This is a genomic window from Streptomyces sp. NPDC001508 (assembly GCF_040298665.1).
Classification (GTDB): Bacteria; Actinomycetota; Actinomycetes; order Streptomycetales; family Streptomycetaceae; genus Streptomyces.
The window spans coordinates 42256-54688 of record NZ_JBEPAP010000066.1; the positions used below are offsets into that span (position 1 = coordinate 42256).

The following is a 12433-nucleotide window of genomic DNA, read 5'->3' on the forward strand; positions in this document are numbered from 1 at the left end:
CCTCCCCACGTCACCCGGCAGGAGCCCATGAACCAGCAGGCCAGTGCCCTCGTGACCGCCGCCGACATCTCCCGGCTGGCCGGAGTCACCCGCGCCACGGTGAGCAACTGGCGTCGTCGGCATCCGGACTTCCCCGCCCCTGTGGGAGGCACGGACACCAGCCCCACCTACGACCTCGACGCCGTACGCGCCTGGCTCTCCGCTCGTGGCCAACTCCCCGAGGACACACCGGCGGACCGGCTTCGCACCGCGCTGCGCACCCACCCCGGCGACGCCGGACCGGCCCTGCACCTGCTCCCTGTGGTGGTCGCGGCTGCCCGGCTGGACCGGAGCGAGCGCGAAGCCCTTCTTGAACTGCGTGACGACGCACTGCTGCGATGGGTCCGGTCAGCTGCGGGCGACGGAGCCGACGACATCCCTGGTATCGCGGACGCCGCGTACGGCCTCGACGCGACCGGGCCACTGAGGGCCTTGTTGCGGTGCATCGTCACGGATGGCGCCGAGGCCGCAACGGATGTCCTGGCCGAACGCCTGATGGAGGACACGGGCGGCACCGGCACCTACCTCACACCGCGCCCCTTGGCCGACCTCATGGCCCGGCTCCTCACCGACAGCGCGGGTGCCTTCCCCGCGAGCGTTCTCGACCCTGCGTGCGGAACGGGATCGCTGCTCGCCGCGGCGGCAGCCACGGGCGCGAGCGAACTGCACGGCCAGGACGTGCTGGTCGCCCAGGCCGCCCAGGCCGCCGTACGGCTTCGGCTGAGCGCCCCCGAGGCGGCGATCTCCGTACGTACGGGGGACAGTCTGCGCTCCGACGCCTTCAAGGGCCTCACCGTGGACGCCGTCCTGTGCAATCCCCCGTACGGGGTCCGTGACTGGGGGCACGACGATCTGGCGTACGACCAACGCTGGGCCTACGGCGTGCCTCCCAAGGGCGAGCCCGAGCTCGCCTGGGTCCAGCACTGCCTGGCTCACCTCGCGCCCCGCGGCCGAGCCGTACTGCTCATGCCGCCCGCCGTCGCGGAGCGCACCGCCGGCCGGCGTATCCGGGCTCAACTCGTACGGGACGGAGCCCTCCGCGCGGTCGTCTCGCTTCCCCCCGGCGCGGCGATCCCGCTCCACATCGGCCTGCACCTGTGGGTGCTCGAACGACCCGATCCGCGGGCCGAAGCCCCCGGGACGGTCCTGCTCGTCGATGCCGCCGCCGAGAGCCGAGATCTCGCCGGGGAGAGCGTCGACGACACCGTGCTCTCGGCGTGGCGGCCCTACCTCGACGACCAGGACGGCTTCACGGGAGCCCCGGGCATCGCCGCCGCCATGCCGGTCACCGACCTCCTGGACGAGGCCGTGGACCTGACCCCGGCCCGCCGCATCCGGACGGCTTCCGGGCAGGCCCTCCGCCCCGCCCTGCTGGCCCGGCAGGCATCGGAGCTGTATGACCAACTACGTCGAGCGGCAACGGACCTGGTCGGCCTCAGCACCGACGGCGACTGGCCGCCGGCCGACGACCGGCCTCGCGACTGGCGCACCGCAACAGTCGCGGACCTTCTGCGCGGCAGCGCTCTCAGCCTGCTCCACACCGCGCCCCCGGGCCGCCGGACCCGTAGCGGCCAGCCGCAGCCCCGGCCCGAAGCAGAACCCGGCGCACGACCGGCGCTCACGGCTGCCGACGTCTTCGAGAACCGGCCCGCCTCCGGAACGGAAGCGGACCTTCCCACCGGCGTCGCCCTACCCTTGGTTCAGGCAAGTGACGTGCTTCTCACAGAGATCCTCCGCGTGGGACGCACGGCCGGGGCCCGGGTCGTCGAACCGGGCGAGGCAGGCTGCTTCCTCGGACCCCACCTGCTGCTGTTCCGCCCGGATCGGCGTCGGCTCGACCCCTGGTTCCTGGCCGGGTTCCTCGCGGCGGAGCAGAACGTCAACGCCGCAGCCACCGGCACCTCCCTCGTCCGGGTCGACCCGCGACGCCTGCGCGTCCCCCTGCTCCCGCTCGCCGAGCAGCAGCGCTACGGCGCCGCCTTCCGGCGCCTTCATGAACTGCGTACCGCCGCCCGCCGTGCCGACCAGGCCGCCGAGGAGGTCACCCGTCTCCTCGGCACCGGCCTCACCGGCGGCGCGCTGTTGCCGGACGGTCACGGATCGGCGTGAAACGTGCGCCGCAGCACCGCGAACGACCAGACTTGACGTCTCTGTCCCGCTGGGACGGCGAACACCGGAAGGACTTCGTTGAACAGCAGTAAGCACACGGAACTGGCGAACCACGCGTGGTCGGTCGCAGACCGCCTGCGCGGCGACTACAAACAGTCCGACTACGGCAAGGTGATCCTGCCGTTCACCGTGCTGCGGCGCTTGGAGTGTGTCCTCGCCCCGACCAAGGACAAGGTCCTGGAGGTCGCCGCCCGCTACCAGGACCAGGACATCAACCCCGACCGCTTCCTGCGCAAGGCGTCCGGCCACAGCTTCTACAACACCAGCGCCTACACGCTGAAGGCCATCGCGGGCGACCCCTCACACGCCGCGAAGCACCTCACCGAGTACTACGGCGCCTTCTCACCCAACGCCCGGGAGGTCCTGGAGCGGTACGAGTTCGCTCAGCAAATCAAGCGGCTGGACACGGCGAACCTGCTGTACCAGGTGGTCGGACGGTTCGCCGACCTCGACCTGCGGCCGGTGGAGAGGGACGCCGACGGCAACGTCGTACTCGACGAGGACGGCAAGCCCGTCGAGATCGTCTCCAACCACCAGATGGGCTACATCTTCGAGGAGCTGATCCGGCGCTTCGCCGAGCAGTCCAACGAGACGGCCGGTGAGCACTTCACACCGCGGGAAGTCATCCGGCTGATGGTGAACCTGCTCGTCGCGCCGGACAGCGACGCGCTGGCTCTGCCGGGGACCGTCCGTACGGTCATGGACCCGGCCTGCGGCACCGGCGGCATGCTCAGCGCGGCCGAGGAGCGCATCACCGCCCTCAACCCGGACGCCACCGTCAAGGTCTTCGGCCAGGAACTCAATCCCGAGTCCTGGGCCATCTGCCGGTCGGACATGATGATCAAGGGTCAGGACCCGGAGAACATCAAGTTCGGCAACTCGTTCAGCCAGGACGGCCACGAAGGCGCCACCTTCGACTACCTGCTGGCCAACCCGCCGTTCGGCGTCGAGTGGAAGAAGGTCAAGGACGCGGTCGAGTACGAACACGAACACCTCGGCGAGAGCGGGCGGTTCGGCGCCGGCCTGCCACGCATCAACGACGGCTCGCTGCTCTTCCTCCAGCACATGATCTCGAAGATGAAGCCGGTGGACCCTTCCGGGGCGGGCGGCAGCCGGATCGCGATCGTCTTCAACGGCTCCCCTCTGTTCACAGGGGCGGCGGAGTCGGGTGAGTCCAGGATCCGGCAGTGGATCCTGGAGAACGACTGGCTTGAGGGCATCGTCGCCCTCCCCGACCAGCTCTTCTACAACACCGGCATCTCCACGTACTTCTGGGTGCTCAGCAACCGCAAGGCCAGGGACCGGCGCGGCAAAGTCGTCCTGCTGGACGCGCGCGACTACTGGCGCAAGATGCGGAAGTCGCTCGGCGACAAGCGCAAGGAACTGGGCGAGCAGCACATCTCCGAGATCACGAGGCTTTACACGGAGGCGCTGGCGGTCCTCGACGCGGCGGAGAAGGGCGGCGGCCACGACTTGGCCGACCGGGCCGGAAAGATCAAGGTCTTCCGCAACGAGGACTTCGGATATCGCCGGATCACCGTCGAACGGCCGTTGAAGCTCCGCTTCGAGGTGACGGAGGAGACGCTGACGGCGATCATCGCGTCCAAGCCGATCGCACGGGCCACGAACGCCGAGGAGTTCGCGGCGGCGCTGCGCCCGCTGGTCGGCAAGTCCTGGGCGACGAAGTCCGACGCGTGGATCGACCTCAAGGACGCGGTCGTTGCGGCCGGACTGTTGTGGCCGACGGGCGCGCCGTTCGGCAAGGCGCTGCGGGAGGCGGTCGGCGTGCGCGACCCGCAGGGCGAGGAGCAGAAGGTCAAGGGCGAGCCTGAACCGGACCCGGAGCTGCGGGACTACGAGAACGTGCCGCTGGAGGAGGACGTGGAGGAGTACTTGCGGCGGGAGGTTCTGCCGCATGTCCCGGACGCGTGGATCGACCACAGCAAGACGAAGATCGGGTACGAGATCCCGTTCACGCGGCATTTCTATGTGTACAAGCCGCCGCGGCCGTTGGCGGAGATCGACGCGGAGTTGAAGGGTCTTGAGGCCGAGATCCAGGCGCTGCTGGGTGAGGTGACGGAGTGACTGTCGACCTCCAGTCGCTACCTGCTGGATGGAGCAGGACTCGGGTGGACCGGGTCGCTACGGTCAACGCGCGAATTGGCTGGAAGGCTCTCACTGCAGCCGAGTATCAGCCAGAAGGATACGCGTTTCTGTCGACTCCCAATATCAAGGGAGGTGAGATTGACTTCTTCAACGTAAACTACATCTCCGAATTCCGTTACGAAGAGTCCCCGGAATTGAAGTTGAGGCCAGGGGACGTACTGCTCGCTAAAGACGGCAACACTCTAGGAATCGTCAATATCATCCGGGATCTCCCTCGCCCGGCGACCGTGAACGGCTCGATTGCTGTCATTCGATCGACCGGGATTGAGTCATCCTACCTTCGGTATGTCCTAGCGAGCCGGACGACACAGGAAACCATCAATATGCTCAAGGGCGGCATGGGGGTTCCGCATCTGTTCCAGTGGGACATCAATCGCCTGCCTGTCCCGCTGCCACCATTGGAGGAGCAGCGCCGCATCGCGGACTTCCTCGACGCAGAGACTAATCGCATCAACGATCTTCAACAGAGAACTGCTAGTCAACTAGCGCTCCTCCAGGAGCAATTTCACGAGACGATGCGCTTCTGGACAACGGTCGGCAATGACGAAGCGAGTCCGACGAAGATCCCATGGATGCCCAAGATGAACCCCAATTGGAGCCTCCTCAAGGTAGGCCATCAGTTCATTACAGGCAGCGGTACGACTCCCACGTCTACGGTTGCCGAGTACTTCGATGGGCCCCATTGGTGGGTCAACAGTGGCGACCTCAATGATGGAGAGGTCACATCGAGCGAAAAGACGATCACGGATAGAGCCTTGAATGACTTCCCTGCACTGAAGCTCCACAGCCGCGGCTCTTTGGTGATTGCGATGTACGGACAGGGCGCCACCAAGGGGAAAGTAGGATTGCTAACAAAACGGGCATGCGTAAATCAGGCATGCTGCGTCTTGTCGGCCACAGGGAAAATCTCGACGCAATATGCTCGCTATTGGTTCCGGGCGCATAAAGAAAGCGTCGTCGCCCTCGCTCAGGGAGCTGGTCAGCCTAACCTCAGCCAGGAGCTGGTCAGGAGTCTATGGATTCCCGCCCCCGACATGGCGGAGCAGCAGAAAATCGTATTCCGCTTGGCTAGAGGGGAAGAGCAACTTAGCCGTAAGGTCCAGCTACTGAGGGAGAGAGAGACCCTACTCACCGAGCGACGCCAAGCCCTGATCACTGCCGCCGTCACCGGCCAGATCGACGTGTCCACCGCCAGTGGACGAGGGATCGAGGAATGATCGCGCCATGAGCCCCGCCGCGTCTCACCGCCCGATGCCGTTCATCACCCGCGTTCGAATCGAGAACTACAAGTCCATCGCCCATTGCGATGTGACTCTCGGCCGGTTCACCGTGCTGCTCGGACTGAACGCCGCAGGCAAGTCGAACTTCCTCGACGCCCTGCGCTTCGTACGCGACGCGCTGGTGAATGGTCCGGCCGAGGCCGTGGCAGCGCGCGGCGGATGGGACGAGGTGCTGCGCCGGGTCCCTGAGCCAGCGACCTCCTGCACGATCGGTCTGGAGTTTCACCTGCCGGCGATCACCCATGACACGGATCCCTGGGCGGGACGGTACGAGATCACCCTCGCGCCGACGGCCGCCACTGGGGCGGGGCAGGATGCGCAGTCTGGTGTACGTATCCGGCATGAGTACTGCGAAATGCGTCACACTGGCGCCGAGGGCACAATTGACACCGAGCATTTCGAATACTTCCTGGTGCCATACCGCGCGGGGACGAAACGCCGTCAGAAGCTGCTGGGGCTTTCACGAAGGGCGGACACGGAGCCGTTCGGTGAACTTCACGGGACTCTGACGGAGATGTTCTTCTACAGCCCCGACCTGGCCAATCTCCGCAAGGCCAGCCCGAACACGCCGACCGCCGGAGCCTTGGGCGAGGACGGCGGCGACCTCGGCCCGGCGCTGGCCGCTCTCGGGGAGCAGGAGCGTGAGCGCGTCTCGCAGTACCTCGGGGTGATCGTGCCCGGTGTTGTGGAGGTCGGTCCCACGGACCCCTCCGCCGACTACATCGCGGCGCGGATCAACTTCGCCGCCGACGACGAGACCGAACCGCACGTCTTCCGGGCCGAGTCCATGTCGGAGGGGACCATCCGGGCCATCGGCCTGTTGACCGCGCTTTTCCAGCCCGATGCCCGTGAAGGATGGATTCCGCTCATCGCAGTCGAAGAGCCCGAGTTGGCGCTGCACCCGCTCGCGGCCGGGGCACTCTACGACGCGCTCACGGAAGCAAGTGAGCACGTGCAGGTCCTTGCCACCACGCAGAGCGCGGAGCTGTTCGACCGTAAGGAGGCGGACCTGTCGGCCATCCGCGTGGTTGCGGCCGAGCACGGGGTGACGGTGATTGGTGAAGTGGACCCGGTGAGCCTATCGATCGTTGCCGACGGCCTGGCGACCACCGCCGAGCTGCTGCGTTCCAACCAACTGCGCCCGGTCGTCGAACCCCCGGACCAGTCGGACGAGCAGCCGGAGGGTGAGGAGTGAACCACCCGAAGGTCACGATCGCCTCCGTCGTGGAGGGCGAGGGCGAGATCAGCGCGCTGCCCGTGCTCCTGCGGCGGCTGATGTACGAGGCGCAGATCTGGGACGCGGACATCCAGCCGCCCTTCCTGGTCGACCGCGGCCGACTCGTCCGGCCGGGCGGTCTGGAAGCCGCCGTGGAGGCCCAGGTTCGACGCGTACCCGCCGACCATCCGGGCGGCATCCTGGTAGTGATCGACGCCGCCGACGACTGTCCGGCCAGCCTCGTGCCTTCGCTCCTGGCCAAGGCCGAGGCCGCCAGCCCGGACCGCCGGACGGCCGTCGTGCTGGCGAACCGGGAGTTCGAGGCATGGTTCCTCGTGTCGGCGCCCTCGCTCGGCGGCCGGGCGGGGCTCACCGAGGACCTGAAGGTCCCGGCCAACAGCGAGACGTTACGCGACTGCAAGGGCTGGCTGACCCACCACCGGCGCGACGGAGTGCGGTACCGCCCCCGCGTGGACCAGCCGGCACTGACCCAAGGCATGGATCTTGACCTGGCCCGCGCCAACTCATCCTCTTCGACAAGTTCTGCTGCGACATCACCTATCTGGTCACCGGAAAGCGGGGGAATAGCCGCTCATGTCCGTCCACGACGAAGCAGCCTTCGGAAACGCCATAGTCGCCGCCTTGCTGGAGCGCGGTTGGAGTGAAGGAAGCAAGCAGCACTACCAACCCCAACTCGGCCTGGACACCGCCCAGCTCTTCGACTTCCTCCGCAAGACCCAAGCCGACGACTGGGCCGAGCTGATCGCCCTCTACGGCGGTGATCCCGACACCGCCCAGGCCGGGTTCGCCAAGCGCGTGGACCAGGCCATCGCGACCGACGGTGTGCTGGACGTGCTCCGCAAGGGCGTGAAGGACCACGGCGTCCTGATCAGGCTCGCGTACTTCAAGCCGTCGCTCGTTGCGTCGGACGCGGTCCTGAACGACTACCGGGCGAACCGGCTGACCTTCGTCAAGGAGCTGGAGTACGCCGCCAAGCAGGCGGACAAGGGCAAGCGCCTCGACCTCACCCTCTTCCTCAACGGGATCCCGCTGGCTACCGCCGAGCTGAAGAACGCCCTCACGCGCCAGGGGGTGGAGGCCGCCAAGGACCAGTACCGCACGGACCGCGACCCCACCGAGCTGATCTTCGCGCGGCGCGTGATCGCGAACTTCGCCATCGACACGGACCTGGTGTTCGTCGCGCCGGAGTTGCGGGGCATGCCGACGCGGTTCCTGCCGTTCAACACCGGGTCGGAGGGCCCGGGGAAGCCCGGCGGTGCGGGGAATCCGGCGCCCACCGTCCCCGGGACGTACGCGACCTCGTACCTCTGGGAGCAGATCTGGGAGCGGGACACCTGGCTTGACCTGATCGAGCGGTTCGTACACCTCAGCAAGGAGAAAGGCGCGGACGGGCGGACGCGCAAGAAGCTGGTCTTCCCGCGCTACCACCAGTGGGACATCGTCAAGAAGCTCGCCGACCACGCGTCCCGCCACGGCGCCGGTCACAACTATCTCGGCATGGCCTCCGCAGGCTCCGGCAAGTCGAACACCATCGGGTGGCTGGCGCACCGTCTCTCGTCGCTGCACACGCCCACCGACCCGGCGGAGATCGACCCCGATGCGCTGGCCGCCGGACTCAAACCCGGCGCGCCCGTCTTCGACAAGGTCGTGATCATCACCGACCGTCGCAACCTTGACGCCCAGCTCCGCGAGACCGTCGGCAGTTTCGAGAAGACCGCCGGTCTGGTCGTGAAGATCGACGAGAAGCACGGCGCGAAGTCCGACCAACTCGCCAAGGCGCTGTCCCGCGAGACCGGGAAGATCATCACGGTCACGCTGCACACCTTCCCGGCCCTCATCGACTACCTGCGCCGCAACCCCACCGAGATCCAGGGCCACAATTTCGCGATCATCGTGGACGAGGCCCACTCCTCGCAGTCCGGCGGCGCGGCCACGGACGTACGCGCGGCCCTGCGTGGCCTGGGCCTGGACTCGGACTCCGACGAGGCCGGGGCGACCGAGCAGGAAGCAGAAGCCACCACCGATGCCAAGCTCCGCCGGAAGGCCATCCAGCGCAGCATGGCAGAGAACCTGTCCTACTTCGCGTTCACGGCCACGCCCAAGGCCAAGACGCTCGAACTCTTCGGCACTCTGACCAGCGTCAACGGCAAGCCGACGTACGTCCCCTTCCACACGTACTCGATGCGCCAGGCCATCGAGGAAGGCTTCATCCTCGACCCCCTGCGTACCTACGTCACGTACAACACGTACTGGAAGCTGGTGAACAAGAACCCGGACGAGCGTGAGGTGGACCCGTCCAAGGCGAATCCGCTGCTCGCCCGGTACGCGCTCACGCACGACTCCACCGTGACGCAGCAGGCGCAGGTGATCGTCGAGCACTTCCGCACGCACACCGCCGGCCGGCTCGGCGGGCGTGCCAAGGCCATGGTGGTGACGGCCTCCCGGCACAGCGCCGTGCAGATGGCCCGTGCGATCAGGAAGTACGTCGATGATCGCGCGTACGCCGATCCCGGCGTCCTGGTCGCGTTCTCCGGCAGCCTGACGTACGACGGCAAGGAGACCACCGAGCCGAAGGAGAACGGCGGCCTGGCCGAGTCCGCTCTGCCGAAGGCGTTCGCGTACACACGCAAGGACGACAAGGCGGTGCGCACCGGCGGGAAGGCGACGCAGCGCGAGTACCGCATCCTGGTCGTCGCCGAGAAGTACCAGACCGGCTTCGACCAGCCGCTGCTCACCACGATGTACGTGAACAAGAAGCTCGCGGGCATCAGCGCCGTCCAGACCCTCTCCCGTCTGAACCGCACGGCCGACCGCAAGTCCCAGGCGGACCTGGCCGTGCTGGACTTCGTCAACGAGGCCGAGGACATCAAGGAGTCCTTCCGCCCGTACTTCGAGGAGGCGAGCACCCTCCCCTCCGACCCCAACCTCCTCTACACCGCACAGAGCCGGGTCATGCAGCCCGACATCCTTGTCGAGGAGGAGATGCGGGAGTTCGCGGACGCCTATCTGGCGGCCGAGGAGAAGGCGGCGGGCTCGGTGGCCCGCTGGGAGAAGCTGCACGCGGAGCTGTACCGGCATCTCGGCCCCGCCGTCGAGCGGTTCACTGAGCTGCTGGACCGCAAGGACGAAGCGGGCGACCCCGACGAGGACGCCGCCGAGGCCGCTGAGCAGTTCCGCGCGGACCTCAACGACTACGTGCGGAAGTACGGCTTCCTCTCGCAGATCGTGCCCTACCGCGACGCCGACCTCGAATGCCTCTACCTCTACGGCCGCCACCTGCTCAACCGTCTGCCGCGACGCGGTGACGCCGGTGTGGACATAGGGGACGTCGACCTCAGCCACCTGCGGGTGCAGAGGACCGGCGAGCACGATCTTTCACTGACCGCCGAGGGAGCGGCGGAGCTACGCGGCTTCGGCGAGGGTGCGGGCGGTGCCAAGGAGCAGGAGAAGTCGCTGCTGTCGGAGCTGATCGAGAAGTTCAACGACAAGTTCGGCACCGACTTCACCGAGCAGGACGTGATCACGCCGTTCTCCGAGGCGAAGGCGGACCCGAAGGTCCGCGCCGCCGCCGTCAACGACGAGGAGAACTTCGGGCTCGTCTTCGACGAGGTCTTCGAGGACAAGATGGCCGAACACATCGACACCATCGCCGACATGGGACGGCAGTACTTCAGCCACGACGACAGCTTCAAGCAGTCGCTCAACCAGAGTGCGCGCCGGGCGGCCTGGCGGATGATCCGCCGGGAGGAGAACATCGACGACGAGGCGGCCTGAGCGGCCCGGCCTTCCGTGCTCTTCCTGGTCGACGGCTCCGCCTGGTCAACCGCCCGGGTGGACAGAGAGGCCCGCGATCACGGACGTTCCGCGCGTGGGGCGGGGCCGGACGGCCCAGGCAGCGGCGAGGCAGTCGGCGAGGAGCAGGCCCCGACCGTTCTCGGCGTCTGCGTCCGGGTCGGCCAGTACGGGCTGGCCAGCGCCGGGGTCGGAGACGGCGAGCCAGTAGTGTCCGTCGGCGGGCCACAGGACGAGTTCGATGAGGTCCTTGTCCTCCCTGCAAGCGCCATGACGGACGGCGTTGGTGACCAGCTCCGAGGTCAACAGGCCCAGGTCGTCGCAGTGATGGGGACGAAGGAAGTCCGGCAGCGATTCGGCGACGGCGTGCCGGGCCCGCCGCACGGAGGCGGGGTGGGCGGGGAAGCGCCAGTGGACGGGTACGAGGGGGATCTCGGGCATGGCGAACTCCACGGCTGTGTGAAGGGTTTGGGGTCGCCGGTGGCCTGCCGCCCTGGTCGCGAGCACACCCGCCCCAGGGCGGACGGGCATGCTCGCGCGGTGCGCTTCCGGCATTGCGGTGTGTAACTTGCGTGATACTGACAGTAGAGCAGGCGGTGGTAAATTTTCCACGCGCTCAAGAGAATTCACCACGGAGCGGTAAAGCGGCCTCCGAGTGCGACCGAGCGGGCCCACCGGATGGAAGGAACCCCATGCCCCCGAGGACGACCCCCACGGAACGGCAGAAGCGACTGGGAAGTGAGCTGCGGCGTATCCGTACTGTGGCAGGCATGTCCGCAGAGTTCGCGGCGGGCCTACTGGGTGTGGACCGAGGCAAGATCTCCAACATCGAGTCAGGAGTCCGGGGTATCAGCGCCGACCGCCTGCGCACACTCGCCTGCAACTGCGAAGTGACCGATGAGGCATACGTCGAGGCGCTCGTCGAGATGGCCCAGGCAAGTACAGGCTGGTGGGAGCGCTATCGAGGCATCCTGCCCCAAGGCCTGCTGGACATCGCAGAATCGGAAAGCAACGCTGTACGCATGCGCGGCGCCAACACCGTGCACGTGCCGGGCATGCTCCAGACATCGGAACAGGCGATGGCCATCTTCCGAGCCGCGGTCCCCGCCCTGCCCGAGCACGAGGTTGCCTTGCGACTCGCGCTGCGTTCGGAACGCCAGCAGGTGATCACCGGCGAAACGGCGATCCCCTACGTCGCTGTCATCCACGAGGCCGCGCTGCGGATGCAGTTCGGCGGTACCGACGTGGCCCGTGCCCAGTTGGAGTACTTGCTGGAGGTCTCCGAGCGGGACAACGTCACCGTGCTCGTCCTCCCCTTCACCCACGGCGCCTTCCCTGGAGCCGGGCAGACCGTCGTCTGCATCGAAGGACCCGTACCGCAGCTCGATACGGTGCAGGTGGACAGCTCCCACGGACCCACCTTCCTCCACGCCGAGGGGCAGTTGGCGAAATACCGGGCACAACTCGATCTGTTGGAAGATCTGGCACTGCTGCCAGAGCAGTCCCGAGACTTCATTCGTGAACTCGCACGCCAACTATGAGGAGCACCAGTGCCCGACATCACCTGGGAAAGCCCCTTCTGCGCCGAGGGCAGCTCCTGCTTCCGGCTCGGCACCGACGCCGACGGCAACGGCTACATAGCCGTCAACGGCCAAGAAGACCACTACCTCACCGACTCCCTCGAAGCCCTGCGTACCCTCATCACCGACATCAAGGCTGGCAAAGCAGACCACCTGCTGAGGAGCACCAG

Annotated in this window: 9 protein-coding genes; 8 read left to right on the forward strand and 1 reads right to left on the reverse strand. The window is 67.1% G+C overall.

All coding sequences use genetic code 11. The features are described from left to right. Positions 1-27 precede the first annotated feature (27 nt). The 6 genes from ABT245_RS37770 to ABT245_RS37795 all read left to right on the forward strand — a co-directional run bounded on the left by ABT245_RS37770 (position 28) and on the right by ABT245_RS37795 (position 10665). Positions 28-2148 (forward strand): N-6 DNA methylase, encoded by a 2121-nt coding sequence (locus ABT245_RS37770; RefSeq protein WP_351743137.1) that lies wholly within the window; start codon positions 28-30, stop codon positions 2146-2148. Positions 2149-2226: 78 nt separating this feature from the next. Beyond that, positions 2227-4293 (forward strand): type I restriction-modification system subunit M, encoded by a 2067-nt coding sequence (locus ABT245_RS37775; RefSeq protein WP_351743140.1) that lies wholly within the window; start codon positions 2227-2229, stop codon positions 4291-4293. A gap of 44 nt (positions 4294-4337) precedes the next feature. Next, complete coding sequence (locus ABT245_RS37780) at positions 4338-5591, forward strand: restriction endonuclease subunit S (RefSeq protein WP_351743143.1); 1254 nt, start codon at positions 4338-4340, stop codon at positions 5589-5591. 7 nt (positions 5592-5598) lie between these two features. Continuing rightward, positions 5599-6849, forward strand: coding sequence for an AAA family ATPase (locus tag ABT245_RS37785; protein WP_351743145.1), 1251 nt, complete (start codon positions 5599-5601; stop codon positions 6847-6849). Further along, positions 6846-7535 carry a hypothetical protein gene (locus ABT245_RS37790; RefSeq protein WP_351743147.1) on the forward strand — a complete coding sequence of 230 codons (690 nt, stop codon included), beginning with the start codon at positions 6846-6848 and terminating at the stop codon, positions 7533-7535. The genes ABT245_RS37785 and ABT245_RS37790 overlap by 4 nt, the downstream gene beginning before the upstream one ends. After that, positions 7465-10665, forward strand: a complete 3201-nt coding sequence (locus tag ABT245_RS37795; protein ID WP_351743150.1) for a type I restriction endonuclease subunit R — start codon at positions 7465-7467, stop codon at positions 10663-10665. The genes ABT245_RS37790 and ABT245_RS37795 overlap by 71 nt, the downstream gene beginning before the upstream one ends. A 45-nt stretch (positions 10666-10710) precedes the next feature. On the opposite strand, the gene ABT245_RS37800 is transcribed toward ABT245_RS37795, so the two are convergent. After that, positions 10711-11124: an ATP-binding protein gene (locus ABT245_RS37800; RefSeq protein WP_351743153.1), complete on the reverse strand. Its 414-nt coding sequence runs from the start codon at positions 11122-11124 to the stop codon at positions 10711-10713. Positions 11125-11375: 251 nt separating this feature from the next. Between ABT245_RS37800 and ABT245_RS37805 the strand changes: the two genes are divergently transcribed. Together ABT245_RS37805 and ABT245_RS37810 are read left to right on the forward strand one after the other, a co-directional pair. Continuing rightward, positions 11376-12224 carry a helix-turn-helix domain-containing protein gene (locus tag ABT245_RS37805; RefSeq protein WP_351743155.1) on the forward strand — a complete coding sequence of 283 codons (849 nt, stop codon included), beginning with the start codon at positions 11376-11378 and terminating at the stop codon, positions 12222-12224. Between the two features lie 9 nt (positions 12225-12233). After that, on the forward strand, positions 12234-12433 hold a 200-nt coding region (locus ABT245_RS37810), incomplete at its 3' end, for a hypothetical protein (protein ID WP_351743158.1).

What these genes read in the sequence shown, in the direction of transcription:
- ABT245_RS37805 (WP_351743155.1), top strand. Translation starts at nt 11,376, where the DNA reads ATGCCCCCGAGGACGACCCCCACGGAACGGCAGAAGCGACTGGGAAGT.
- ABT245_RS37800 (WP_351743153.1), bottom strand. Translation starts at nt 11,124, where the DNA reads ATGCCCGAGATCCCCCTCGTACCCGTCCACTGGCGCTTCCCCGCCCAC.
- ABT245_RS37795 (WP_351743150.1), top strand. Translation starts at nt 7,465, where the DNA reads ATGTCCGTCCACGACGAAGCAGCCTTCGGAAACGCCATAGTCGCCGCC.
- ABT245_RS37785 (WP_351743145.1), top strand. Translation starts at nt 5,599, where the DNA reads ATGAGCCCCGCCGCGTCTCACCGCCCGATGCCGTTCATCACCCGCGTT.
- ABT245_RS37770 (WP_351743137.1), top strand. Translation starts at nt 28, where the DNA reads ATGAACCAGCAGGCCAGTGCCCTCGTGACCGCCGCCGACATCTCCCGG.